We start from the raw sequence: 26,119 nt of genomic DNA, 5'->3' as shown, positions 1-26,119 counted from the left end.
TTGTTTCGTTCCGGCAGTTTGTTTCGAACGCTCTTCTGGCAGTTCTTCCGAGCGGGAAGGATGTCGTTCGTGTAGCGCTTCTCGCGACAAGAAAAGGATATCTCCGCAGGAGCGCTTTCGATCGAGCGAAGGAAAGCTGTCTTCTCCTCATTCGCCTCACCAATGTCCACGCCTGCTCCGGGCAGGAGCAGGCACGCCCTTTGTTCGGCTGCGCCCCCTCACTGCCCATGACGTCGCTTACGACGTCATGCGATCCCAGAAGCCCTTGACGCCATCGATGAAGGTGGCCGACTTGGGCGAATGCTTGCGCGCATCCTCACCGGTGAAGGTTGCCTCGAACTGCTGCAGCAACTCGCGCTGATCGGCGGTCAGGTTGACCGGCGTTTCGACCACGACACGGCAATACAGATCGCCTTCGCTGCGGCTGCGCACCGAACGCACGCCCTTGCCGCGCAGGCGGAACAACTTGCCGGTCTGGGTCTCTGCCGGGATACGGATTTCCGCTTCGCCACCCAGGGTCGCAACGCGTACGGTGTCGCCGAGCGCCGCCTGCGAAATGCGGATCGGCACTTCGCAGTGCAGGTCGTCGCCGTCGCGCTGGAAGATCGCATGCTCGCGCACGCGCACTTCCACATACAGGTCGCCCGGCGGTGTGCCGGCCGGGCCGGCCTCGCCTTCGCCTGCCAACCGGATGCGGTCGCCGGTATCCACGCCGGCCGGCACCTTGATCGACAGCACCTTGTCTTCTTCCACGCGACCGGCGCCATGGCAGGTCTTGCACGGGTTCTGGATCAGCATGCCGCGGCCATCGCAGTGCGGGCAGCTTTGCTGCATGGCAAAGATGCCGCGCTGGATGCGCACCTGGCCGCGCCCATGGCAAGTGGCGCAGGTCTCGACCTTGCCGTCTTCCGAGCCGCTGCCGTGGCAGGGTTCGCATTCGATCAGGGTCGGAATCTCGATGCGGCGTTCGATGCCGGCGACGGCTTCTTCCAGATCCAGTTCCAGTACGTAACCGACGTCGGCGCCGCGTCGCGCAGCGCGCGGACCGGCGGCGCCACCGCCAAAAATATTGCCGAAGATATCGCCAAAGATATCTCCCATGTCCGGGCCGCCCGGCCCGCCACCGCCACCCATGCCGTGCTCGAATGCCGCGTGACCATGCGCATCGTAGGCGCGGCGCTTGTTGCCGTCCGACAACACTTCATAGGCTTCCTTGCACTCCTTGAACAGCGCCTCGGACGCAGCGTCGCCCGGATTACGATCCGGGTGGTGCTTCATGGCGCAACGGCGATAGGCCTTCTTCAGCTCGTCGTCGCTGGCACCGCGGGCAACGCCCAGCACTTCGTAGTAATCGCGTTTGCTCATAAGCGGGGATTCGTGGTTCGTGATTCGTGATTCGTTTGAAACGCGAAGGCGGACAGCATGCTGCTGGTCCGCCTTGGCGACGCGACGCGTAGAGGATATCGGGCGGGAGGGACATGCGCTTTAGCGCCTGCCCTCCCCATGCCCGACTCCCAAATCACGGCTTACTTCTTGTCGTCCTTGACCTCGGTGAACTCGGCGTCCACCACGTCATCGGCGGCCTTGGAGGCCTGCGCATTGCCGCTGGCCGCATCGGCGTTGCCGCCCTGCTCTGCCGCAGCGGCCGCTGCGTACAGCGACTGGCCGGCTTCTTCCAGCGTCTTGCTGCGCGCTTCGATCTGCGCCTTGTCGTCGCCCTTCATGGCGGTCTCAAGATCCGCCAGCGCCGCTTCCACCTTGCCGATCACATCGCCGCCGACCTTGCTGCCATGCTCGGTGATCGCGGTGCGGGTGGCGTGGATCAGACCATCGGCCTGGTTGCGGGTCTGCACCAGCTCCTGAAACTTCTTGTCTTCTTCGCGGTTGGCTTCCGCGTCGGCGACCATGCGCTGGATCTCTTCGTCCGACAGGCCCGAACCGGCCTTGATCTCGACCTTCTGTTCCTTGTTGGTCTTCTTGTCCTTGGCCGACACGTGCAGGATGCCGTTGGCGTCGATGTCGAAGGACACCTCTACCTGCGGCATGCCGCGCGGCGCCGGCTCGATGCCGGACAGGTCGAACTTGGCCAGCGACTTGTTGAAGCGGGCCTGCTCGCGCTCACCCTGCAGCACGTGCACGGTCACGGCCGACTGATTGTCTTCGGCGGTGGAGAAGGTCTGCGAGGCCTTGGTCGGGATGGTGGTGTTCTTTTCGATGATCTTGGTGAACACCCCGCCCATGGTTTCGATACCCAGCGACAGCGGGGTCACGTCCAGCAGCAGCACGTCCTTGACGTCACCGGCCAGCACGCCGCCCTGGATCGCAGCGCCCACGGCCACGGCTTCGTCCGGGTTGACGTCCTTGCGCGGTTCCTTGCCGAAGAAATCGGCAACCGCCTGCTGCACCTTCGGCATGCGGGTCTGACCGCCGACCAGGATCACTTCGTTGATGTCGCTGGCGCGCAGGCCGGCGTCGTTCAACGCGGTGCGGCACGGCTCGATCGACTTCTTGACCAGGTCCTCCACCAGCGCTTCGAGCTTGGCACGGGTCAACTTGATGTTGAGGTGCTTGGGGCCCGACGCATCGGCGGTGACGTAGGGCAGATTCACTTCGGTCTGCTGGCTGGTCGACAGCTCGATCTTGGCGCGTTCTGCCGCATCTTTCAGGCGCTGCAGCGCCAACGGGTCCTTGCGCAGATCGATGCCCTGATCCTTGTTGAACTCGTCCACCAGATATTCGATGACGCGGTTGTCGAAGTCTTCGCCGCCCAGGAAGGTGTCGCCGTTGGTGGCCAGCACTTCGAACTGCTTTTCGCCGTCGACTTCGGCGATTTCGATGATAGACACGTCGAAGGTACCGCCGCCCAGGTCGTACACCGCAATCTTGCGATCGCCGCCGTTCTTGTCCAGGCCATAGGCCAGGGCCGCAGCGGTCGGCTCGTTGATGATGCGCTTGACGTCCAGACCGGCGATGCGGCCGGCGTCCTTGGTGGCCTGACGCTGGCTGTCGTTGAAGTACGCCGGCACGGTGATCACCGCTTCGGTGACCTTCTCGCCGAGGAAGTCTTCGGCGGTCTTCTTCATCTTTTCCAGCACGCGTGCGGAGATTTCCTGCGGCGCCATGCGCTTGGCATCGCTGGTCTGCACCCAGGCGTCGCCGTTGTCATGCGCCAGGATGCCGTACGGCACGTGCGAGATGTCCTTCTGCACTTCGGCGTCGGTGAACTTGCGGCCGATCAGGCGCTTCACCGCGTAGAAGGTGTTCTTCGGGTTGGTCACTGCCTGGCGCTTGGCCGAGGCACCGACCAGCACTTCGCCGTCCTTGGTGTAGGCGACAATCGACGGCGTGGTGCGGTCGCCCTCGGAATTTTCGATGACGCGGGCCTTGCCGCCGTCCATGATCGACACGCACGAGTTCGTGGTGCCGAGGTCAATACCAATGATCTTGCCCATGGATACGCTCCTGATGATTCTGTAGCTGTGTCCGGCGACGCCGGGTCTGGCTGAGATGTGGGGGTGGCGCGCAGGTGTTCAAGCCATCCGTGCGCATCTGTGTTCTAACGGCGCGCCCGGCAGTTCAGCCAGACGCTGGCAATCAGTCGTGCTTGGCCACGACCACCAGGGCCGGACGCAACAGGCGATCGTTGAGCAGATAGCCCTTCTGGAACACCTGCACGACGTGGCCCGGCGCAATGCCTTCGGCCTCGCCCTGGCTGATCGCCTGGTGCTGGTCGGGGTTGAACGGCTGGCCGACCGGGTCCAGCAGGGTCAGGCCGTTGTCGGCGGCAACCTTGAGCAATTGCTTGTAGGTCATGTCCAGGCCATCGCGCAGCGGGCTGGGCTGGGCGCCGGCCGCAGTGAGCCCGGCATCCAGACTGTCGAACACCGGCAGCAGCTCGCCCAACAGCTTCTCGTTGGCAAACTTGCGCGCGTTCTCGACGTCGCGCGCAATGCGCTTGCGCTGGTTTTCCAGGTCGGCGCGCTCGCGCAGGGCGTCGGCCTTGACCAACGCGATCTCGCTGCGCAGCGACTCGATCTCGGCCTTGAGCGGATCGGTCTCGGGTGGATTCTGGGACAGGTCTTCGGAGTCGAATTCGGGGTGGTCTTGGTTCATATGCAGTTCCCGGGCAAGCGGAACGCCCGCCCCAACGTCACCCCGTATGTGGGCGCTCGGCCGCGTTTCAAGCAAAACGATGGCTTCGATTGCCGCTGGTTATCGCGTGCCGGGCGGCTCCATGGCCGCGCCCAGCACCTGGGCTGCGGTCTGCACCAGCGGAATCAGGCGGTCGTAGGCCATACGTTTGGGCCCGATCACCCCCAGCACGCCCAGCACCTGGCCATTGGCGGCATACGGTGCGGTGACCAGCGAGACGTCTTCCAGCGACACCATGCCGGTCTCCTCGCCGATGAAGATCCGTACGCCCGGCGCCTGGATGGTGCGTTCGAGCAGCTGCAGGATCTCGCGCTTGCTGGCGAAGGCTTCGAACAGCTCGCGCAGCCGGTCCAGATCCGACAGGTCATGCACGCCCATCAGCCGGGTCTGCCCGGCCATCACCATATCGTCCGCCTCGGCCGGCACCAGCGCCTCGCTGGCCAGGTCCACGCTGTGCGCCAGCAACTGCTCCATCTCGTTCTTGGCCACGCGCAGTTCGCGCAGCAGCGAGGCGCGGATGTCCGACAGCGCGCGCCCGGCGAACTGCGCATTGAGGTAGTTGGCCACCCGCTCCAGCTCGGCCGGCTCGTAGGCGCGGCGCGGCTCGATCACCCGGTTCTGCACTTCGTTGTCGGCAAACACCAGGATCGCCAGCACCCGCCGCGCATCCAGGGGCACGAAATCGATATGCCGGAACGCGAACTGCTCCCGGCGCGGGGCGCTGACCACCCCCACGAAGTGACTCATCGCCGACAGCATCTGCGAGGCGCTGCCCAGCAGCGACTGGGTGCCATTGCCGCTGGCCAGCTCCGCGCGCAGGCGCCGCACCTCTTCTTCGCCGGGCGGCTGCATCTGCACCAGGCTGTCGACGAACACCCGGTAGCCATGCGCGGTGGGAATGCGCCCGGCCGAGGTATGCGGGGAGCTGAGCAGCCCCACGTCCTCCAGATCGGCCAGAATATTGCGGATGGTCGCCGGGCTCACATCCAGCCCGGCATGCTGGGCAAGGGTTTTCGAGCCCACCGGCTCGCCATCGCGGATGTAGCGTGCGATCAAGGTGCGCAGCAACTGGCGGGCGCGGGGGTCGAGCATTGGGGACTGGGACGCGCGCATGGGATCATCCGGTGAGACTGGGCATAGATAATGTCTGGCCCCGGGGATGGCAAGCGTCCGACTCCCTGCCCGCCCCTTCCTGCCCTAAGCTTCCCCAAACGCATTCACACTCGACCCCCATGCTCAGACACCTCTCGATCAAGGATTTCGCCGTTGTCCGCGCCACCGAACTGGAGTTCGGCCCGGGCATGACCGTGGTGTCGGGCGAAACCGGCGCCGGCAAATCGCTGATGGTGGACGCGCTGGGCTTCTTGTCCGGCCTGCGCGCCGACAGCGGCGTGGTCCGCCATGGCGCCGACCGCGCCGAACTGTCGGCGGAATTTCAGCTGCCGGCCGCACACCCGGGCCTGAGCTGGCTGGCCGACAACGAGCTGGACGACGAGGCGCAGTGCCAGCTGCGCCGGATCATCCGTGCCGACGGCGGCTCGCGCGCCTGGATCAACGGCCGCCCGGTGACCTCCTCGCAATTGGCCGAACTGGCATCAAAGCTGGTGGAAATCCACGGCCAGCACGAGCACCAGGCCCTGATGGCTCGCCACAGCCAGCTCGCCCTGCTCGACGCCTACGCCCGCAACAGCGCCCAGCGTGAGCAGGTGCGCCAGGCCAGCCAGCGCTGGCAGGCGCTGCTGGACGAGCGCGATGCGCTGTCTGCGCAAGGCGATGTGTCCGACCGCATCGGTTTTCTCGAACATCAACTGGGCGAACTGGAACGCGAGGACCTGGACCCGGCCGCGATCGCGGCCCTGGACGTCAATCACCGCCGTCAGGCGCATGCCACTGCATTGATCGGCGCCTGCGACAGCGTTGCCCAGCAGCTCAACGGCGATGACGGCGCGTCGGCACTGGGCCTGCTGCAGGACAGCCGCCACGACCTGGCACGCGTCGCCGAGCACGAGCCGCGCCTGGGCGAGGTGGACGCGTTGCTGGACAGCGCCGTGATCCAGATCGAAGAAGCACTGGCCCTGCTCGATCGCGTGCGCGACGACCTGGACGCCGACCCGGCCCAGTTCGAAGCGATGGAGCGCAGTCTCGGCCGCCTGCACGATCTGGCGCGCAAACACCGTGTCGCCCCGGACGAGCTGGCCGCCCACCGCGAGCGCATGAGCCTGGAAGTGGAAAGCCTGCGCGGCGCCGACGAGCGCCTGCAGCAGCTGGACAAGCACATCGAGTCCGCCACCGGCGTCTGGCGCAGCGCGGCCGGCGTGCTCAGCGACAGTCGCAAGACCGCCGCCGAGGCCTTGTCCGCGGCCACCACCACGCTGATCGGCGAATTGGGTATGGGCGGCGGGCAGTTCCTGATCCAGCTGCAACCGCACGACAGTGCGCGGCCGGATCCCAACGGCGCCGAGCGGGTGGAATTCCTGGTCGCCGCCAATGCCGGCCAGCCGCCGCGCGCCCTGCGCAAGGTGGCCTCGGGTGGTGAGCTGTCGCGAATTTCGTTGGCGATCGAAGTGGCCGCACTCGGCCTGGACAGCGTGCCGACCATGGTCTTCGACGAAGTCGATTCCGGCATTGGCGGCGCGGTGGCCGATATCGTCGGCCAGAAGCTGCGTGCCTTGGGCGAAGAGCGTCAGGTGCTGTGCGTGACCCACTTGCCGCAGGTCGCGGCCAAGGGCCACGCGCACTACCGGGTCAGCAAGGCGCCGGTGGACGGCATGACCCAGAGCGCGGTCGAGCTGCTCGGCCCGCAGGCGCGCCAGGAAGAACTGGCCCGCATGCTTGGCGGTGTGGAAGTGAGCAAGGAAGCGCGCGCAGCAGCCCGCAAGCTATTGCAGAGCGCCTGATCGAGGTCTATTGCGGAGGCTGTGGTGTCGATGCGTTATCGCAGCCTATGCTGGCGGCTCCCAGTAAACCTCTCCACCCCGCATCGCACAACGCACAAGGCGGCCGAAGCCGCCTTGTTGCTCACCCACGCGGTGGCGCGTCCTCAGCGCGGACGCTTCTTGCGCACATACAGCACCAGCGAATGTTCTTCCAGCTCGTAGCCGTGCTTGGCGGCAATCTGACGCTGCAGCGCCTCGATCTCTTCGCTTTCGAATTCGATGACGTGGCCGGTGTCCACATCGACCATATGGTCGTGGTGGCCGCCGCGGTCGAGCTCGTACACAGCCTGGCCGCCTTCGAAATTGTGCTTGAGCACCAGGCCGGCGGCCTCGAACTGGGTCAGCACGCGATACACCGTGGCCAGCCCGATCTCGTCGCCATGATCGAGCAGCTGCCGATAGATGTCTTCTGCGCTGAGGTGGTGCTGGTTGCTCTTCTGTTCGAGCAATTCCAGGATCCGCATCCGCGGATGGGTCACCTTGAGCCCGACTTTGCGCAGGTCGTGGGTTTCCATATGTTCTCCGTTCATTGGCGATTTAGCGCCAGCTGCCATCAAACGGGTCGCGGCGACCGGCGGGAGTGTATCATCGGCGTGATTTCCTCAGCACTTATTCCCCGATGCGCAATCTCCTGCTGGTCGCCGCCGTTGCTCTCTCCACCGCTGGCTGCGGCATCATCTACAAGCAGCCGATCTACCAGGGCAATCTGATTAAACAGAATGCCGTGGAGCAACTGCAGGTAGGCCAGAGCAAGCAGCAGGTCAACGCGTTGCTGGGCACTCCGTCGATCCCGGACCCGTTCCATGCGCAACGTTGGGACTATACGTCCACCCAGCGCGTCGACCGTCTGGCGCGCACCGAAGTCAAGAATTTCACCGTGTTCTTCGAGAACGATCAGGTGGCGCGCTGGGAAGGCGACTACTTCCCGTCGCAGGACGAGCAGTTGGCCAAGTCGGCCCCCAAGCAGTTCGGCCGCAACCTGGCGCGCGACAAGAAGAAACAGCGCGGCCGTTGATGCGCTGCGTCAGAGCGATGAGCTGATCGCCTGACCACGAAAAGCACTCGAAAGCCGGCCTTGATGCCGGCTTTTTGCTTGCCCTTCTTCGCTGGAACGTTCTGCTTCAATTTACCGATTGCCGCGCGCTTCCCTGGCTGAGCAGAGCGCATGACCGGCTGATCGCGCCAATGCCAGCGGCGATGCTTTTGCGGCCGCGACTATCGGCGCAGCCGCCCGACTCAACGCAGATCTAGATTTTCTCGAAACTCGCTTCTGCGCACTCACCTCGGCATCGATATCTGCAGCTACTGCAACGCGAGGTCGAATCACACGACGCAAAAGCCGCAATGGCGCACTGTCCGGAAGAGTTCGCTCACCAACAGTGCGGGCGGGCGATGCGGCCAGATGCCGCCTTAGCGACCGGCATTGGCCTTGTTCGCAGGTGCAGCCCGACGGCGGCGCGCCTCTTTCGGGTCCAGCAGCAGCGGCCGGAGCAATTCGACCCGGTCGCCGGCGCGCAACACCTGATCCGGGCGCGCCACGACACCGTGGATGGCGAGCGCTGCGGGGGGGGTGTCCTGGCAGAGGCCGGATGCGGCTGCCGCCTCGGCGGCGGTGGCGCCCTCCGGCAGATCCAGCACGACCGCGCTGTAGCGATCCGGCCAGGCCAGGACGACTTCGACCCGCACGGTCACACGTCGCCGCGATCGGCGACCCGCACGAAATCGTTGACCATGCGATCGGCCAGGCCCTGAAATCCCAGCGCCAGTGCCGGCCCCAGCAAGCGCGAGCTGGTTTCCACTTCCAGGGTCAGACTCACCTTGCACGCGTTGTCGCCCAGCGATTGAAACTCCCACAAGCCTTCCAGGCGCTTGAACGGCCCATCGCGCAGATGCATCACGATGCGTTCGGGCCGCTCGAGCATGTTCTCGGTGGTGAACCAGGTACGGAACGAGCCCAGGCCCAGGTCCAGGCGCGCCACGATATGCGCATCGTCCTGCTCCAGCACATGGGCAGCGTCGCACCAGCCGAAGCGGCGCGGATAGGCGGCGACATCATTGACCAGATCGAACATGCGGGAGGCGCTGTGTTCGACCAGGGCGCTGCGACGGATGGTAGGCATTCGCTAACTTGTGAAAGACGGAAGATCGTTTGACGACGCCGAATCGGCGACAATGGCGTCATGAGCAAGCAACCATCCAAGGATAAAGCAAACGGCGCGAAGGCCACGAAAACCATCGCGCTGAACAAGCGTGCGCGCCACGAATACCACCTGGAAGAGCGCTACGAAGCCGGTCTGGCGCTGCAGGGCTGGGAGATCAAGGCGATCCGCGCCGGCCGCGCCAACATCGTCGACGGCTACGCGTATGTGCGCTCCGGCGAGATTTACCTGATCGGCGCGCAAATCACCCCGCTGATCCAGGCCTCCACCCACACCGTGCCGGTGGAACGCCGCGACCGCAAGTTGCTACTGCACCGGAGCGAAATCGACAAGGTGCTCACCCGCGTGGAGCGCGAAGGCTACACCCTGGTGCCGACCGCGCTGTACTGGAGCAGCAACAAGGTCAAGCTGGAAATCGCCCTCGCCAAGGGCAAGCAGAATCACGACAAGCGCGACGCCGCCAAGGACCGCGACTGGCAGCGCGACAAGCAGCGCGTGATGCGGCGGCATAACCGAGATGCGTGAATCGGGAATCGGGAGTGGGGAATCGCAAGAGCTGGTCTGCTGCTTGCTTCGGGCTTAATTTAGCTTCTGCCAGAGCACAAACTGACTCAGTGCGCGGCCTCTCAGCTTTGACGATTCCCGATTCCCCACTCCCGATTCCTCAGGTCGCGCCAAGCATCCGCATCAAATTCGGCACTCCCCTGCCCTGCACGTAGCGGTCGCGTTCCAGATCGGTGCAGGTGTCGAGCATCAATTGCTTGACCCGGTCCGGGAAGCCGATGAACTCGCGGCGTGCCGACAGAAAGCCGGCCAGCACGCCGGAGACATGCGGTGCGGCCATGCTGGTGCCGCTCATTTCCACCATCAGGCTGGCCGGATCTTTTGGGTCGAAGTCGTAATACGCCGAGACGATCTTTTCGCCCGGCGCCACCACGTCGGGCTTGCCGCGGCCGTCGGCGGTGGGCCCGCGCGAGGAAAAATACGACACGCCGTAATTGTGCGGGCTGCTTTTATGCACCGAGCCGACCACGATGGCTTCTTCCAGATTGCCCGGGTCGCTGATCGACAGATCCATGTTGGCCGGATAGGCATCGCCATCCTTGCCCATCAACCAGGCCAGCCCTTCGTTGCCGGCAGCCACCACCACCAGCACACCCTGCCGCCATAGCCGCCGCAACTCGTTGCAAAGCGGCGTAAAGCCGCAGCCATAGCTTTCCGGGTCGAAGTAACCGCCCAGGCTCAGATTCACCCCATGGATGACCAGCTCGCCTGCGCGCTCGTTGATGGCAGCCACCTGCTGTACGGCCTTGATCATCCACGAATCGCGCCCATCGCCGGCGTCGTCCAGCACCTTGAAGCCATACAGCTGCGCGTCCGGCGCCATGCCGGCAAATTCCAGCGGCGGGCCCGGCCTGCCCTGCGCATCCGGCAGCGTCGCCTGGCAGTGGCCGGCAATGATCCCGGCGATGTGGGTGCCGTGGCCGTGCCGATCGAGCCGGGCAAACGCATCGCCGTCTGCCCGCGTCAATCGCTTGGGCGCACCGCGCCGGGTGCAATCCCATTGCGCCACCACATTGTCACGCTGGCCTTTGACGAAAAAATGCGGGTGACTGGCGGCGATGCCGGTATCAAGTACCGCCCAGCCGATCTGCTGCCCACGCGCACGATAGGCGTTGCGTGCTGCGTCGGCATGCAGCACGTTGCCGGAGATGTGAATCAGCGCGCGCTTGCCGGCATCGCGCCACACCCGGCGAAACCCCAGCGCGCGGTAGCGATTCTGCAACGATTCGATTTCGAAGCGGGTCAACCGTGCCGACACGAAACGCTGCAACCCATCCTCCAGTTCGATCGCCTCATCCAGCGCGTCGCCCTCAAGGCCGGTGCTGCGCGCAGCGACCTCGCGCAGATGGCGCACCAGCACCGCGCGCACACCGGCCGGATCGTTGCCGGCGAGCCGCCGATCCAGCTCGATCAGGACTTCATGCCGATGCTCGGCGCCGTGCGCTTCGAGCTGCTCGCTGAGGTCCTTGATCAAGACCGCATTGGACACCGGCTGATCGAAGCCCACACCCACCGCCTGACGCACCGCCGCGCGTACCTGCGGGATCGACAGATAGCCCGATCCCGAATGCGCGTTGTGCTGCCAGTCGGGATTGATCCGCGCACCGGCAATGTTCTCGAAACGCCCCTTCGCGTTGGCGATGTCGTCGGTGAGATCCGGATCCAGCGCGATCGGGTCGCGCGTCTCGGCCACATTGATCCACTGCTGCACGCACGCGGGGAACGGCAGCTTGCGGGTGCCGGTCCAGCGCTTGAACATGCTGCGCACCTGCGGCAACCCGAGCGGCGACCCCAGGGTCAGGAACAGCGTAACCTCGCAATCGGCCGCCTCAAGCTGCCGCAGCACGTCGTAGGCGATCATCGAGCCCTGGCTATGCGCGACCACCACGAACGGCCCGCCGCCTGCACGCAGCCGCTGGGTCAGGCTGTCGCGCATCGATGCCGCGCGCTCGGGCACGAAGAACAGGTCGTGCACGTCCTGCAGCAACGCCGCAGAAATCAGCCGCAGCAGCACGCGGTTGATCGCATCGATCGGGCCCTTTGCCTGCACGCTGCCGGGTGCGCTCGCCGTCTCCAGTTCGTCAAGCAAGCGATGCAGGTCGGTCCGCTCCTGATCGCTCTGTGCCAATGCATCGGCGAGCACGTGCAGATCCTGCCCGCCCGGCACCAAGCCGAGCGTACTCAATGCACGCTGCACACTCTGATTGAGCGCCGGCCCCACATCGCGCCCGTCGCAATTGCCGGGCTCTGCCACCGGATACCGCTCGCGATTGACCCAGTACGCCAGCCGGGTGCGCTCACCCATCGGACGCCCGAACAACGCCTTGTCCCACTGACAACGCAACACTTCGGCGGGCGGCTTGTTGCCGATGCCGTGAATGTAGATCACGGTGCGCGCCTTTCCCTGCACGCGGGCTGCCGCGGCGGCTTGCGCGCCTGACTGGGATGAGCGCTTTTGTTGGGGCAGTGCCGGCTGCTTGGCAGTGGTAGGGCGCGGTGCTGCGCGTGTCGAACGTGGACGTGGGGGCTTACCTGTCGCCATCGCTTCGCTCCTTCGGTTACAGACTGTTCGGTCCGGTAGGACTGAAGCCACTGTAAGCGCAGTCCATCTCACCACTTGTGACAGGGCGCGCCGATCCCTACACTGACCCCGTCAGCGTTTGATGCTTTCCCCGGGGGTGCACTGGTTTCGACGGGGGTCGCGAAGTCGCTTGGCGCATGCCGAGGGGGCAGCTTTCCTCGTTAATCCAGCAGCAAACTTTTAGTTGCCAACGACGACAACTACGGTTCGGACTTCGCTATCGCCGCTTAATTGGCTTTAGTTGTAGTTCTACAGCCGCCTAAGGCGAACCCCCGAAACTACTTGTGCCCGTGCTCGTAGATGTAGGGTCATTATCACGGAACCGCCGGTGGTGGCTGCCTGTCAGCTACCGGCTAAATCAAGCAGGCTGGTTTCCAGGTGCGCTTTGCCCGCCGTGCTGCCTGGGGATGAGATCTAACGGAGGGATAAGCATGTAGTGCCGGGGATGGAGTGCTTCCGGACGGCGGTTCGATTCCGCCCACCTCCACCACACAACGGTCCTAAGAAGACCGACTAAGGCCGGGAATTCTCGCAAGAGGTTCCCGGCCTTTTTCATGGGCGCGGCTAGCAGCGACGCCGCTAGCGCTAGCGCCATCGCCTGCGCTCGCCACTGCCCGCCGCGTCAATTAGTGACGCGGGCGGTCGACTCGGATGTTGTGGCGATCGACCCTGCGAGAGGGCGGTCACACGCGTGGGCTAACGCAACGTCGCCGCGGAGTTGGTCGAACAGTGCGAGCAGCTCGGTCGCTTCCTGCTGCAGCAGGACCAGTGCGCTCTTGTTGGGCTCATCCATTGCATCTACTCCGACGGCGCTCGCCAGCGCCCCTGATGCACTCGAAGCAAACCGCATGCCAGCGTGCCGGTGCTGGTTGCTGCTCCGGCACTGGCTGGACCAACTAGGGCGAATCAGTGCCTGCAATGCGTGGCGCTTTCAGGCCCGGCTATGGCAGTGGCCTGGTTGACGCCCTCCCTTGCCTACACGTCGGCTCTGCACCGCTGGCGACCAACGCCCTCGGCTCAGGTGGAGTCGAGCTGCCGCTGCGCTTCGGCATGCATGGCTTCCATGGCATGGGACGCCCTGCCGGCACTTCGCCCAGCGAACACGGCGCTGCGTTGATCGGGGAAGCTAGACGCAAGCGTGGCGCCTGCGAGCCTGCGCTTCCCTGCCCGTGCCGCTGTTTCGATGCGTCAAACCCCGCCCCAAGACTCGCCGATGCCACGACTTGGGGCGGTACGACAGATCGGCCGACCGTTTCGAAGAAAAATACTCAAGGCGCGCTCGGTTCTGCAGTGCGGTATGAGCTCACTGGTGCCAGGGCATGGCACTGAGTCCTGCCGGTCTGTCGGCCACTACCCAGCTGATGGGCTGATTGAGGCACGCCGCTTGCATCGACCTCAACCAGACCATCGGGGTTGGGGGAACACGGTGTTGACCAAACAAGCAAAACGTCATGCAGCAGGGGCATTGCTGCTAGGCGGCGCCATCTTCGTCCTGATCGGCATCGGCGGCTACTTCACCACGCAGCGCTCGCTGGCCGATGCGGGATGGGTGACGCATACGCAGGAAGTGCTCGCGGGCATCGACGAAATCCAGGCCGGGCTGCTGTCGGCGGAGTCGTCGGTGCGTGGTTACGTGCTGACCGACAACGAGGCGTTTCTAGGCGTGTATGCCGATGCGATCGGGCGCCTGCCCGAGCGGATCGTACGGCTGGAGGCGCTGGTGCAGGACAACCCGGTACAGGGACGCAATGTGCGTGTGCTCAGCCGATTAGTGGACACGCGACTGGTGCAGATCAACGATCTGCTGCACAGCTATCGCACCCATGGCCTGGATGGCGCGCGCGGGTCGATCGCGCGTGGCGTGTTCCAGACCTCCTCGGCATTGCGGCGTCAGGTGCAAACCATGACCGAGCTGGAACGTCACCAGCTGGTGAAGCGGACGCAGACCAATGCACTCAGTGCGCAGTGGGTGCTGCGGATGACCGTGACCGGCATCGTCAGCGGGCTGCTGGTGATGCTGCTGGCCTACCGCTTGTTGGCGCGCGAGCTGCAACGCCGCGTGCGTGCAGAGGACGAGGCCAGCCATACCAGCGAGCAGCTGGTCGAATCGTTTGCGACGCTGGAGCGTACCTCTGCGGGACTGGAAGCGCTGGCACGCTACTCGGGATTGCTGCAGAACTGCCGCGACGCCGAAGAAGCGCTGGAAATTACCGCACGCACGATTGCGCCGCTGATTCCCGGCGCGGCCGGTGCGGTGTATTTGCTGCGCGCATCGCGCGATCGCGCTGAGCAGGTGGTGGCCTGGGGCGCGATGGCCGACGACGACAGCGCAAGCATCGCGCCGGAGACATGCTGGGCGCTGCGCCGCGATCGCACGCATGTGGTCGAAGATGCCAGCCAAGGCATGCTGTGTCGCCATACCGGCGCCAATCTTCCGACGCACGCCAGCACGGTGTGCATCCCATTGTCGGCACAAGGCACACAGTTGGGCATGCTGGCGCTGCGCAGCGACCAGCCGGGTGGCCTGAGCTCACTGACCGTGGCCGAAGCGGCAGCGGAACAACTCTCGCTGGTGCTGCATAGCCTGCGTCTGCGCGAAACACTGCGCCAGCAATCGATCCGCGACCCGCTCACCGGCCTGTACAACCGCCGCTATCTGGAAGAAGCGCTCAATCACGAACTGGCGCGCTGCACGCGCCGGGTGCAGCCGTTGTCGGTGCTGATGCTGGACGTCGACCACTTCAAGCGGTTCAACGATCTGCATGGGCACAGCGGCGGCGACCGGGTGCTGGCGGCAATCGGCGAACTGTTGCTGGCGCAGACCCGTGGCGAAGATATCTGCTGCCGCTACGGCGGCGAAGAATTGACGATCATCCTGCCGGAAGTGGATCTGGCCACTGCGCGCAGGATGGCGGAGAAGTTGCGCGCCGGGATCGAGGCCTTGCAGGTGATGGCCGATGGCGTGTCGCTGCCGAAGATCACCGCATCGTTTGGCGCGGCGAGCTTTCCCGAGCACGCGGGCAATGCGGCGCAGCTGCTGCGGCGCGCAGACGAGGCGTTGTACCAAGCCAAGCAAGCCGGGCGCAATCAGGTGATCAGCGCACCGGAAGCGGCGGACGCCGAATGTGCGCAGGAGTCCTGATGCAGGCAGGCTGGTCGTAGCGACCCTGGCAAGATGCCTTGATAGGCTTCGTTCAACTGCCAGCCGGGCGCCAGTGGCCGATTAGGCGCCTGGCGACCCAGGCGCAAATATGCACTGACACTTATATGCATCAGCGACAAATCGGGTCAGACATTTCGCTGAGCGCCGCTGCGTTGTTGAGAATACGGCTCAGACACCGCGCCGAGATTGGCGTTCGCCCTCGCCAACGCGCCCGCCTGCGTCGAGCAGCGCAGCATCACCGACAGGCGCGCCCCTCTCCGTCGGCACGAATCAGATCACCGCCTACCAGCATGCCGTCGACGCGGGTGCACACATGGGCCGCCTCTTCGGGTTTAGCGCCGCGCAGCACCGCTTCGGCACGCGCCTGGAAATCCAGAGACTCAACATCCGTATCTTCATCTGCAGGCAGCTGCGGCAGTGCGTTCTGCAACGCATCCAGGCGCGTCGCTAGCTCTTCGCATCTAGGCATAACAGGCTCCGACCCACAGCCGATACAGTTGCCGCAAGGCCGTCAACAACGCACGAAGCCTTGCCATGCAACGCTTCATTTTCCTACCCGCTACAGCGGTGATTGCATGCTCAACTTTCGCGCAACCCGGCCGATAATGATGCCGACTCCGACAGAACCTTGCCTGTGATCCTCCACCTGCGGCGGGATTTCCGCCTCGGCATCGTCAAGATGCTTGGGCCAATCACTGCGCTGTTGCTTTGCCTCTATGCGGTGTACCTGGCCATGACCGGCCAGGCGATTGCGTGCCTCATCACCGCAGCGCTGGGCGTGCTGGCGATCTGGCGCGGCTGGCAGATGCGCGCGGCAGAACGCACGGGCGCCGGCGGTGTCTGGTTGGCATCGATCAATGTCGCCGGTTGCCTGGTGGCCTGCTGGACCGGGGGCGACGGCGCCCTGCCCTGGCTGTTTCCGGTGCTGGCGACCAATTATTTTCTGTGCGGGCCGCAACGCGCGGTGTCGCTGAGCCTGCCATTGATGGTGGCCTTGTTGTTCTTGCCAGGCTTGATCGTCAGCCCCGGCCAGGGCGTGTCGACGGTCGTGGTGACGTTGGTGACGTTGGCGGTGGGGTATTCGTTCTCGCTGCGCATGCAGGACGACCGCGTACACCTGGAAGAGCTGGCGTCGCTGGATGCGCTGACCGGGTTACCCAACCGACGCATGCTCGAACGCGCGTTGACCCATCAGATCGATCAGCGCCAACCGCAGGAGCGGCTCAACAGTCTGATCATCCTGGACCTGGACCATTTCAAGGAGGTCAACGATCTGTACGGGCATGCCGCAGGCGATGCCGCGCTGTCGGATCTGGCAACCATCTTGCGCTACGAAGTCCGCGAGCCGCATCAGGTGTTCCGGTTTGGCGGCGAAGAATTCGTGGTGTTGCTGCGCGCCGGCTCATCGGCGGAACTGGAAGCGGCCACCGAGCGCTTGCGCAAGGTGATCCGCAATGGGTTGCGTGGCCCGGGAGGACGCATCACGGTGTCGCTGGGCGCTGCGCGCCACGATGGCGAAACGCACTGGCAAGACTGGTTTTCGCGTGCCGATGCGGCACTGTATCTGGCCAAGAACAGCGGCCGCGACAGCGTACGGGTTGCCGACTGAGCGTCGCGCTGCTGGCTGGCTAGATCGCGGCATCGAACACGACGGTTACGATCTTCTACCAGACGGGGCGACCCAGCGGCCGCCCCGTCCATCGGTCAACGGTTGACCACCGCCACCGGTGCGGCGGGTGCTTCACCCTGCTTCCAGCCGCCCAGCGCCTTGTACACACCGACCACGCCGACATTGACTGCCGCCTCGGCCTGGGCCAGGGCATCGTCTGCCGCCAGCTGGGTGCGCTGTGCATCCAGCAAGGTCAGGAAATCTTCCGACCCCTCGCGGTAGCGGATCTGCGCCAGCTGTTCGGCACGTCGCGCGGCATTGGCCTGGTCCACCACGATCGCCAGACGCGCCTGCTGACGGCCGTAGCCGATCAAGGCGTTTTCGGTGTCTTCCAGCGCCAGCAACACCGTTTGCTGGTATTGCGCCAATGCACCGTCGGCCTGGGCCTTGCTGGCACGCAGGCGTGCACGCACGGTACCGAAGTCGAATGCAGCCCAGCTGATCGACGGGGTGATCGACCAGGCCTTTGCATTGCCCTGGGTCAACCTGGCCGCATCGCCGGACAGAAAGCCGACAAAGCCGCTCACGCTGATGCGCGGGAACAGATCGGCCGTGGCCACGCCAACCTGCGCGGTGGCCGCCGCCAGACGACGTTCGGCACTCCGCACGTCCGGCCGCTGACGCAGCAATCCGGCCGTATCGCCCAGTGGCAACGGGCGCGCGAACGGCGGCATGCTGCGTGCGACCAGGGTGGCATCCAGCGCATTCGGCTGCTGGCCGAGCAACACGGCAAGCCGATGGCGGTATTGCGCCTCGGCGGTTTCCAGCAACGGAATATCCGCTTCGATGGCCTTCAAACGCGCCAGGCTGCTCTGTACATCCAACTCGCTGCCGGCACCCAGGTCCCAACGCGTCTGCGTCAGCTTCTGGGTGTCACGCAGATTGGTCAGGGTGCGCTTGGAGACATCGAGCTGCTTCTGGGTGCCGCGCAATTCGAAGTAATTGCGCGCCACTTCGGCCGCCACCGTGACCTGCACGTCCTGCAGGTTGGCCTGCTCGGCATCGAGATCGGCGCGCGCCGCTTCCGAGGCGCGGCGTTGGCGGCCGAACAGATCCAGCTCCCAGGCCGCATCCAGGCCCAGGGTGGTCTGCTCGGTGAGGAAACGCTGATTGCCGGCGATCACCTGCTGTTGCTCGCGTCGATCAAAGCTGCCCTGCGCGGTGATGTGCGGGGCCTGATCCAAACGCCGCTCCACAAACACCGCACGCGCCTGCTTCACCCGCGACACCGCGATGCGCAGATCGTGATTGGCGAACAAGGCATCGCGCACCAGTTGCTCCAGCACCGGGTCGTCGAACTGCGACCACCAGTTGCCGACAACGGATTCAGTGCTGAACGAGGCATCCTGCGCGCCCTGCAGCGTGACCGGGGGCGGCGGGTCGGGCCGGTAATCCGGCCCCACCGCGCAACCGCTGAGCACCAGCGCGGCCAGCGCCGCGCCGAGCAATGTCCTTACCATGGCAAGGTGTCTCCCAGGTGGGTAAAGCTGCCGGTGGGGCCGTGCGCATCAACCAATGCCATCTGCACGCTGCTGTGTGCGCCCTGCTCGATGTCGATCTCGCCCTCGCCCCCGTTCATGTCGGTTTTGACGTAGCCCGGATGGATGGCGTTGACCTTGATCGAGGTGTCGCGCAGCTCGTAGGCCAGATGCACGGTCCAGCTGTTCAAGGCACTCTTGGACGCGTTGTAAGCAGGCACCTTGAAGGTGTAGATCGGCGAGCTGGGGTCGCTGTGCAGCGTCAGCGAGCCGAGAACGCTGGACACGTTGACGATACGGCCGGCCAGCGAGCGCTGCAGCAGCGGCAGGAATGCCTTGGTCACGCCGACCACCGCAAACAGATTGGTGTCGAAGGTGCGCTTCCAGGTGTCCAGGCTCTGCTCGGACGGCTTGCGTTGCATGTCGTCGATCATGATGCCGGCGTTGTTGACCAGGATGTCCAGGTGGCCGTGACGCTCCTTCACCGTGCCGACTGCCGCAGCGATGCTGATGTCGTCGTTGACGTCCAGTTGAATCGCTTCCACCGGCAGGCCTTCGGCCTGCAGCTTGAGTGCAGCGGCCACTGCGTCGTCGCGCTTGCGACCGGCCAGCAGCGTATGCACGCCGGCCTGTGCGAGTTGACGAACGGTTTCCAGGCCGATGCCGCGGGTGGCGCCGGTGACCAGTGCGATCTTGGTATTGCTCATGTGGTGAATCCTCTTCAATTGGGGAGAAGTCATTGGCTTACGCCTTGACGGCGTCATGCGAAACGGCAGCCGGTGCAGCAGGCCCACGACGGGTCACCCACTTGCGCAGCGCCACGTAGAACACAGGGGTCAGGAACAGGCCGAACAGAGTCACGCCCAACATGCCGGCAAACACGGTGATACCGGTGACCGAGCGCACTTCGGCGCCGGCGCCATGACCGAACACCAGCGGCACGGTGCCGGCGATGAAGGCGATGGAGGTCATCACGATCGGGCGCAGACGCAGGCGGCAGGCTTCCAGCGCGGCCTCGACAATGCCCTTGCCGTGCATCTCCAGCTCGCGGGCGAATTCCACGATCAGGATCGCGTTCTTGCACGCCAGGCCCATCAACACCACCAGGCCCACCTGCACGAACACATTGTTGTCGCCGCCGGTGAGCCACACACCGAACAACGCAGACAGCAAGGTCATCGGCACGATCAGGATCACCGCCAGCGGCAGGGTCCAGCTTTCGTACAACGCGGCCAACACCAGGAACGCCAGCAACACCGCCATCGGGAACACGATCAATGCCGAGTTGCCCTGCGTGGACTGCTGATAGCTCAGGTCGGTCCATTCGATGTTCATGCCGTTGGGCAATACCTTCGGTGCCATGCCGGCCAGCGTGTGCATCGCCTCGGTGGACGACAGCACGCGCGGGTCCGCTTCACCGATCAGATCGGCGGCCGGGTAGCCGTTGTAGCGGATCACCGGATCCGGGCCGTAGGTCTGGCCCAGCGTGACCATGCTGCCGATCGGCACCATTTGGCCGTTGGCATTGCGGGTGCGCAGGTTGGCGATGTCTTCGACGCTGTCGCGGAACTGTCCATCGGCCTGGGCGATCACCTGATAGGTGCGACCGAAGCGATTGAAGTCGTTGATGTACGACGAACCCAGATAGGTCTGCAGCGTGTCGAACAGATTGGTCAGCGGCACGCCCTGCGCCTTTGCCTTGTCGCGGTCGACCTTGGCATCGAGCTGCGGCACGTTGGCCTGGTAGGTACCGATCGGGAACTGCATGCCCGGCGTTTGCGCGATCGCACCGGACATCGCATTCACCGCGCTCTGCAGCTGGCCATAGCCCAGACCGGCACGGTCCTGGATATACAGCGAGTAACCCGAGCCCTGGCCCAGACCCAGAATCGGCGGCGGCATGAAGGCGAACGCAAAACCCTGCTGGATCTGGCTGATACGTGCGTTGATTTCCGCATTGATCTGCGCGGCGGTACGGCTGCGCTGACTGAACGGCTTGAGCGTCAGAAACACCGTGCCGGTATTGGGCGTGTTGGTGAACTGCAACGGATTCAAACCCGGGAACGCAATCGCATGGTCCACGCCTTCGGTCTGCAGCGCGATCTGGGTGATCTGACGGATCACCTCATTGGTGCGCTCCAGCGAGGCGCCTTCCGGCAGCTTGGTACCGGCGATCAGGTACAGCTTGTCCTGGGTCGGAATGAAGCCGCCCGGCACGATCTTGAACATGAAACCGGTGCCGACCAGCAGCAACAGATACACCATGAACACCGCACCACGCTTGCCCAGCGCACGCGACACCGCACCTTGATACTTGTGCGAGCTGCTGTTGAAGAAGCGGTTGAACGGACGGAACAACCAACCGAACAAACGATCGATCAACCGCGACGGGCCGTCCTTGGGCGCGTCGTGCGCCTTGAGTAGCATGGCTGCCAGCGCCGGCGACAAGGTCAACGAGTTGATCGCCGAAATCACCGTGGAAATGGCGATGGTTACCGCAAACTGCTTGTAGAACTGGCCGGTCACGCCCGACAGGAATGCCATCGGCACGAACACTGCGCACAGCACCAGCGCGATGGCGATGATCGGCCCGGACACTTCGCGCATCGCCTGATGCGCAGCTGCCAGCGGACTGAGGCCTTCTTCGATATTGCGCTCGACGTTTTCCACCACCACGATCGCATCGTCGACCACGATGCCGATCGCCAGCACCAGGCCGAACAGGCTCAAGGTGTTGATCGAGAACCCAAGCAGATACAGCGCCGCGAAAGTGCCCACCACCGACACCGGCACCGCCAGCAACGGAATGATCGAAGCGCGCCAGGTCTGCAGGAACAGAATCACCACCAATACCACCAGCAGCACCGCTTCCAGCAGCGTGTGCACCACTGCGCTGATCGAGTCGCGCACGAACACGGTAGGGTCATACGCTGCCGACCAGGCCATGTCCTGCGGGAACTGCTTTTCCAGCTCGGCCATCTTGGCGCGCACGGCGTCGGACAATTCGATCGCGTTGGCGCCGGGCGACTGGAACACGCCCATGCCCACCGCGTTCTGGTTGTCCAGCTGCGAACGCAAGGTGTAGTTGCCGGCGCCCAGCTCCAGACGCGCCACGTCGCTCAAGCGCACGATCTCGCCGCTGTTGCCGCTGCGGATCACGATGTTGCCGAACTCTTCTTCGGTGGTCAGGCGGCCCTGCGCATTGATCGAGAGCAGGAAGTCGCTCTTGTTCGGCATCGGCTCGGCGCCGAGCTGGCCGGCGGAGACCTGCACGTTCTGTTCGCGGATCGCAGCGACCACGTCGCTGGCGGTGAGCCCGCGCGCGGCCACCTTGTCCGGATTCAGCCAGATACGCATGGCGTAGTCGCCCGAACCGAAGATCTGGATCTGGCCCACGCCCGGAAGGCGCGACAGCTCGTCCTTGACCTTCAAGGTGGCGTAGTTGCTCAGGTACAGCGAGTTGTATTTGCCCTTGGGAGAGGTCAGATGCACCACCATGGTCAGCGTCGGCGACTGCTTCTGGGTGGTCACACCCTGCCGGCGCACGTCTTCGGGCAGACGCGCCTGCGCCTGGCTGACGCGGTTCTGCACCTGCACCTGTGCCTGGTCCGGATCGGTGCCGGGCTTGAAGGTCACGGTGACCACCAGCACGCCGTCCGAGCCAGCCACCGACTTCATGTACATCATGTTTTCGACGCCGTTGATCGCTTCTTCAAGCGGCGTGGCGACGGTCTCGGCAATGACCTTGGGATTAGCGCCCGGATACACCGCACGCACCTGCACGCTCGGCGGTACCACTTCGGGGTATTCGCTGATGGGCAGCAGCGGCATGGCGATCAGGCCGGCCGCGAAGATGATGATCGACAGCACCGCGGCAAAGATCGGCCGGTCGATGAAAAAACGGGAAAAGTCCATTGGGGTGGTCCTGAAAGAGGTTGCCGCCGGGTGGCGGCGCGGCACAGCGGCCCAAATCCGGTCTGGGTGTCAGGCCGGTGGTCGAAGCGCGATGCAGCGATGAATCAGTTCGACGCGGTGCGCTTGTCCGGTGCGGCGGCCATGGCTACGGCCTTGGCATCGACCGGCATGCCGGGCATGAAGATCTTCTGCACGCCATCGACCACGACACGGTCGCCGGCGGCCAGACCCTTGCGCACGATGCGCAGCCCATCGGCGCTGCGACCGAGCTCCACGTCGCGGCGCTGCGCCTTGCCGTCCTTGTCGACCACGTAGACGTACTTGCGGTCCTGGTCGGTCAACACGGCTTTTTCGTCGACCAGCATGGCCTTGAACTGGCCGCTGCCCAGCAACTGCACGTGCGCATACAGGCCCGGCGTGAACTGCCGTTGCGCGTTGTCGAGCACGGCACGCACGCGGATGGTACCGGTGCTGCGGGTCACCTGGTTATCCAGGAAATCCACGCGCCCGGCGTGCGGAAAGCCCTGCTCGCCGACCAGGCCGATGCGCACCGGCAATTCACCGCCGCGTTCGTCCGGACGCTCGCCATTGCGGGCCATCTGCGAATAGCGCAGGAAGGTGCCTTCGTCGGCATCGAAGTAGACGAACACCTTGTCCAGCGACACCAGCGTGGTCAGCACGCTGGCGCTGTCGCCGGCGGTGACCAGGTTGCCGGCGGTGACCATCGCACGCCCGGCGCGGCCGTCGATCGGCGCGCGCACGCGGCTCCAGTCCAGATTGAGTTTGGCGGTGTCCACTGCCGCTTGTGCGGCCAGCAGATCGGCATCGGCCTGATCGGCGGCGGCGCGACGCTGCTCCCAGATTTCGGTGGAAATGGCCTGCTGGTCGGAGAGTTTGCGCGCACGTGCCGCTTCGCTGCGCGCCAGCGTGGCCTGGGTGCGCGCCCGCACCATCGCTGCGTTGGCGCGGGCGAAATCGGCGCGGTAGCTACGGTCGTCGATGCTGAAGAGCACATCGCCCTTCTTCACTTCGGCGCCTTCGGTGTAGTTCACCTTGTCGATGTAACCGGACACGCGCGGGCGCAATTCGACGCTTTGCACCGCCTCGATGCGGCCGCTGAATTCGTCCCACTGGCTGATCTCCTTCATCAGCACCGGCGCGACGCTGACGCTGGGCGGCGGCGGCGCGCCGGTCTGCGCAGCACCGCCGCCGCAGGCGGCAAGCACGACAGCGAGCACGGCGCCCGTCAGAACAGTACGCATTGGAAAACGGAACGGGGTGGCGTTCGGGGTCATGGAGAGATCTCTCGAGTGGGAATGGGCAAATGCAGACCGGCCAGCCGGTCCACCGACGGAGCGGTAGAAAGACGACGACTGACGGTCACGATGGGTTGGCCGGGCTGGCCAGGCCCGGTGATGAGCGAGACGGCGGCGCGGCCGACGTCCACGGCGCGAATCCATTCCGGGCATGCGTCCTTGGCGCGGCCCGGCGTGCACACCGGCTGTTCGACCGAGAGCAGATGTACGCGCACGCCCAGCGGTTTGGCTTCTTCATGCAGCACCTGGGCGAGCATGCGGATGGCGGCGGCGGCCACCGAACTGTCGCCGTGCGCCGCCCAGGCGCGTAACGCGCACGGGCTGCCCAGCAACAGATAGCGGCCGCCGCCGTCGGCTTCGGCCAGCAGCGGGAGCAGGTGACGTGCCGCCGCCAGATGCGGCAGCACGTCGCGCTCCAGGCGCCGACGCAGTGCCGTCACCGGCCGGTCCAGCAGGCGCCCGGCCTTCAGCGGGCTGCCCAGGCTGGCGATCACTGCGCCTAACGGGCGCGGGCGCTGCGCCAGCTCGGTGGCCAGCGCCTGCGCCGAGGCATCGTCGGCCACCGAGCCTTGCAGGGTTTCCAGCAGCGGGGCATTGCCATGCTGCGCGCGCAGCGCGTCGAGCTTGGCGGCATCGCGTCCAATCACCAGCACCGGCATGCCGGCGTCGAGCAACGCGGTGACGATCCCGGCACCCACGTTGCCCGCGCCGCCGATCACGACGGTTTCGGATTGGACCATCCCATTCATGGGACTTTCACTCCCGACATCGGGACAATTCCGCGCTGCACCCAGCGCGCCTGCAGCCCAGTCCGCTGCATCGGCGCACCGCCAGCCTGCCGCTTGGGCGAGGCGGAAAAGCCACGCGAAACGCTGGCGCGCGGGCTTCTTGCCGTGGAAACCACAGGATCGAAGGCACTTTCAATGGCGCTGCGAGAGTTGGAGGACAAGCCGAAGACATCGCACAACCACATGGCCGTGCTCCTGCGTTGAAGGGATGCTGCGTAGGCTAGGCCTCAAAGCAGCACTTGATTAGTCCGGATTTAGGGGAATAATCGTCCCGCAAGCGGTCTAATCCCTCCTGACCCCCGGAAGGCAGTGCCATGACACACGATCTCAACGACACCCTGATCTTCGTCAAGGTGGTCGAACAAGGCAGCTTCATCGCCGCCGCCAATGCGCTTGGCCTGCCCAAGACCACCGTCAGCCGCAAGGTGCAGGAGCTGGAAACGCGCCTGGGTGCACGCCTGTTGCACCGAACCACACGGCGCATCGGCCTGACCGAAGCCGGCTCGGTGTACCACGAGCATTGCCAGCGCATCGCCCGCGAACTGGAAGAAGCCGAAAGCGCGGTCGGGCAACTGCAGTCCGGCCCACGCGGCTGGCTGCGGTTTACCGTGCCGTACTCGCTGGGCATCACCTGGATCGCGCCGTTGCTGGGCGAATTCCACGCGCAATACCCGGAAATCCAGCTGGATATGCATCTTGGCAACGAAAAGCTGGACCTGATCGGCGGCGAAGCCGATCTGGCGTTGCGCGTCGGTGCCCTACCCGATTCGAATCTGGTCGCGCGCAAGCTCGGCAGCCTGCGCACGCAAGTGTTCGCCAGCCCGTCGTATATCGAACGCTATGGCGAGCCGCTGCATCCGGACGAGCTGCAATTCCATCGCACGCTGGCGCTGCGCAAGAACCGCAACGTGCAAAACAACCGCTTCTTCTGGTCGCTCAGCGACGGCAGCGATGTACGCGATTTTCCGGTCAATCCATTGATGGTGGCCAACGACCCGGCCGCGCTTAACGGTGCGGTGTTATGCGGCGAAGGGTTACTGCTGACCGGCGATGTGATGGCCAAACCGTTCGTGCAATCGGGCCTGGTGCGCCGCGTGCTCGCTGGCTGGACCGGGCCGGAAGTGGATTTCAACGCAGTGTTTGCCGGCGGTCGTCTGGTGTCGCCAAAAGTGCGCGCGTTCGTGGACTTTCTGGTGACGCGGATGAACTTCGACGCGGATTACATGATGGCCCAGTGCCCGGCACGGTTGGCCGCGCAAAAGGCCAACAGCGAGGCGGAAGTGGAAGTGGAGCTGGAAGCCGAGCGTGCGGAAGGCAAGCGTATTCTCGAACACGTGACTGCGTGAGTGCGCGCGTGAGCGCGTGAGCGCGTGATCGCTCGAGTGTGTGAGTCGGTTG

21 protein-coding genes and 1 other RNA gene are annotated in these 26,119 nt (G+C 64.8%); 7 read left to right on the top strand and 15 right to left on the bottom strand.

What is annotated here, in order from left to right:
* Positions 1-237: 237 nt before the first annotated feature.
* The 4 genes from dnaJ to hrcA form a co-directional block, all read right to left on the bottom strand.
* Positions 238-1,365 carry a molecular chaperone DnaJ gene (dnaJ, locus tag ACCQ06_RS09095; RefSeq protein WP_316691834.1) on the bottom strand — a complete coding sequence of 376 codons (1,128 nt, stop codon included), beginning with the start codon at positions 1,363-1,365 and terminating at the stop codon, positions 238-240.
* 161 nt (positions 1,366-1,526) lie between these two features.
* Positions 1,527-3,452 carry a molecular chaperone DnaK gene (gene dnaK / locus ACCQ06_RS09090; protein WP_005988399.1) on the bottom strand — a complete coding sequence of 642 codons (1,926 nt, stop codon included), beginning with the start codon at positions 3,450-3,452 and terminating at the stop codon, positions 1,527-1,529.
* Between the two features lie 142 nt (positions 3,453-3,594).
* Positions 3,595-4,113, bottom strand: a complete 519-nt coding sequence (gene grpE, locus ACCQ06_RS09085) for a nucleotide exchange factor GrpE (protein WP_104613903.1) — start codon at positions 4,111-4,113, stop codon at positions 3,595-3,597.
* Between the two features lie 99 nt (positions 4,114-4,212).
* Positions 4,213-5,244: a heat-inducible transcriptional repressor HrcA gene (gene hrcA / locus ACCQ06_RS09080; protein WP_316692533.1), complete on the bottom strand. Its 1,032-nt coding sequence runs from the start codon at positions 5,242-5,244 to the stop codon at positions 4,213-4,215.
* Positions 5,245-5,384: 140 nt separating this feature from the next.
* Between hrcA and recN the strand changes: the two genes are divergently transcribed.
* Positions 5,385-7,049, top strand: a complete 1,665-nt coding sequence (gene recN, locus ACCQ06_RS09075; RefSeq protein ID WP_104613905.1) for a DNA repair protein RecN — start codon at positions 5,385-5,387, stop codon at positions 7,047-7,049.
* Between the two features lie 143 nt (positions 7,050-7,192).
* Here recN and fur read toward each other — a convergent pair whose 3' ends face one another.
* Positions 7,193-7,603, bottom strand: a complete 411-nt coding sequence (gene fur, locus ACCQ06_RS09070) for a ferric iron uptake transcriptional regulator (protein ID WP_005988392.1) — start codon at positions 7,601-7,603, stop codon at positions 7,193-7,195.
* 104 nt (positions 7,604-7,707) lie between these two features.
* Between fur and ACCQ06_RS09065 the strand changes: the two genes are divergently transcribed.
* Entirely contained in the window at positions 7,708-8,103 is a 396-nt protein-coding gene (locus ACCQ06_RS09065) for an outer membrane protein assembly factor BamE (RefSeq protein ID WP_104613906.1), read from the top strand.
* A 395-nt stretch (positions 8,104-8,498) separates the two neighbouring features.
* Here the strand turns inward: ACCQ06_RS09065 and ACCQ06_RS09060 are convergent, their stop codons facing one another.
* Together ACCQ06_RS09060 and ACCQ06_RS09055 are read right to left on the bottom strand one after the other, a co-directional pair.
* Positions 8,499-8,774 (bottom strand): RnfH family protein, encoded by a 276-nt coding sequence (locus ACCQ06_RS09060; RefSeq protein ID WP_228323507.1) that lies wholly within the window; start codon positions 8,772-8,774, stop codon positions 8,499-8,501.
* A gap of 2 nt (positions 8,775-8,776) precedes the next feature.
* Positions 8,777-9,208 carry a type II toxin-antitoxin system RatA family toxin gene (locus ACCQ06_RS09055; protein ID WP_046963470.1) on the bottom strand — a complete coding sequence of 144 codons (432 nt, stop codon included), beginning with the start codon at positions 9,206-9,208 and terminating at the stop codon, positions 8,777-8,779.
* Positions 9,209-9,268: 60 nt separating this feature from the next.
* Between ACCQ06_RS09055 and smpB the strand changes: the two genes are divergently transcribed.
* On the top strand, positions 9,269-9,772 hold the full coding sequence (gene smpB / locus ACCQ06_RS09050; protein WP_055844930.1) for an SsrA-binding protein SmpB: 504 nt from the start codon (positions 9,269-9,271) through the stop codon (positions 9,770-9,772).
* A 139-nt stretch (positions 9,773-9,911) separates the two neighbouring features.
* On the opposite strand, the gene ACCQ06_RS09045 is transcribed toward smpB, so the two are convergent.
* Positions 9,912-12,353 (bottom strand): S8 family peptidase, encoded by a 2,442-nt coding sequence (locus ACCQ06_RS09045; RefSeq protein ID WP_228323497.1) that lies wholly within the window; start codon positions 12,351-12,353, stop codon positions 9,912-9,914.
* Between the two features lie 132 nt (positions 12,354-12,485).
* Between ACCQ06_RS09045 and ssrA the strand changes: the two genes are divergently transcribed.
* Positions 12,486-12,882, top strand: a transfer-messenger RNA (tmRNA) gene (gene ssrA, locus ACCQ06_RS09040).
* A 936-nt stretch (positions 12,883-13,818) separates the two neighbouring features.
* Entirely contained in the window at positions 13,819-15,534 is a 1,716-nt protein-coding gene (locus ACCQ06_RS09035) for a sensor domain-containing diguanylate cyclase (RefSeq protein WP_228323498.1), read from the top strand.
* 256 nt (positions 15,535-15,790) lie between these two features.
* Here ACCQ06_RS09035 and ACCQ06_RS09030 read toward each other — a convergent pair whose 3' ends face one another.
* Positions 15,791-16,024 carry a hypothetical protein gene (locus tag ACCQ06_RS09030; RefSeq protein ID WP_104613933.1) on the bottom strand — a complete coding sequence of 78 codons (234 nt, stop codon included), beginning with the start codon at positions 16,022-16,024 and terminating at the stop codon, positions 15,791-15,793.
* A gap of 165 nt (positions 16,025-16,189) precedes the next feature.
* Between ACCQ06_RS09030 and ACCQ06_RS09025 the strand changes: the two genes are divergently transcribed.
* Entirely contained in the window at positions 16,190-17,164 is a 975-nt protein-coding gene (locus ACCQ06_RS09025; protein ID WP_104614224.1) for a GGDEF domain-containing protein, read from the top strand.
* Positions 17,165-17,259: 95 nt separating this feature from the next.
* On the opposite strand, the gene ACCQ06_RS09020 is transcribed toward ACCQ06_RS09025, so the two are convergent.
* The 6 genes from ACCQ06_RS09020 to ACCQ06_RS08995 form a co-directional block, all read right to left on the bottom strand.
* The gene (locus ACCQ06_RS09020; protein WP_104613934.1) at positions 17,260-18,684 is read right to left on the bottom strand and encodes an efflux transporter outer membrane subunit; all 1,425 of its coding nucleotides are present in this window, start codon (positions 18,682-18,684) and stop codon (positions 17,260-17,262) included.
* Positions 18,678-19,409, bottom strand: a complete 732-nt coding sequence (locus ACCQ06_RS09015; RefSeq protein ID WP_316691812.1) for an SDR family oxidoreductase — start codon at positions 19,407-19,409, stop codon at positions 18,678-18,680. The genes ACCQ06_RS09020 and ACCQ06_RS09015 overlap by 7 nt, the downstream gene beginning before the upstream one ends.
* 37 nt (positions 19,410-19,446) lie before the next feature.
* On the bottom strand, positions 19,447-22,617 hold the full coding sequence (locus tag ACCQ06_RS09010) for an efflux RND transporter permease subunit (protein WP_316691810.1): 3,171 nt from the start codon (positions 22,615-22,617) through the stop codon (positions 19,447-19,449).
* 104 nt (positions 22,618-22,721) lie between these two features.
* Positions 22,722-23,912 carry an efflux RND transporter periplasmic adaptor subunit gene (locus ACCQ06_RS09005; RefSeq protein WP_104613937.1) on the bottom strand — a complete coding sequence of 397 codons (1,191 nt, stop codon included), beginning with the start codon at positions 23,910-23,912 and terminating at the stop codon, positions 22,722-22,724.
* A complete protein-coding gene (locus ACCQ06_RS09000) occupies positions 23,909-24,682 on the bottom strand; it encodes an SDR family NAD(P)-dependent oxidoreductase (RefSeq protein WP_170068422.1) in 774 nt (257 codons plus the stop codon). The genes ACCQ06_RS09005 and ACCQ06_RS09000 overlap by 4 nt, the downstream gene beginning before the upstream one ends.
* On the bottom strand, positions 24,679-24,906 hold the full coding sequence (locus tag ACCQ06_RS08995; RefSeq protein WP_104614226.1) for a hypothetical protein: 228 nt from the start codon (positions 24,904-24,906) through the stop codon (positions 24,679-24,681). The genes ACCQ06_RS09000 and ACCQ06_RS08995 overlap by 4 nt, the downstream gene beginning before the upstream one ends.
* 129 nt (positions 24,907-25,035) lie before the next feature.
* Between ACCQ06_RS08995 and ACCQ06_RS08990 the strand changes: the two genes are divergently transcribed.
* Entirely contained in the window at positions 25,036-26,067 is a 1,032-nt protein-coding gene (locus ACCQ06_RS08990; protein ID WP_104613938.1) for an XC_2801 family transcriptional regulator, read from the top strand.
* Positions 26,068-26,119: the final 52 nt, after the last annotated feature.

The sequence above is a fragment of the Xanthomonas sp. NCPPB 4467 genome (assembly GCF_041475665.2).
Taxonomy (GTDB): Bacteria; Pseudomonadota; Gammaproteobacteria; order Xanthomonadales; family Xanthomonadaceae; genus Xanthomonas; species Xanthomonas dyei.
The sequence above is the reverse complement of the archived record's forward strand: the minus strand, read 5'-3'. Positions and strand labels throughout refer to the sequence as shown.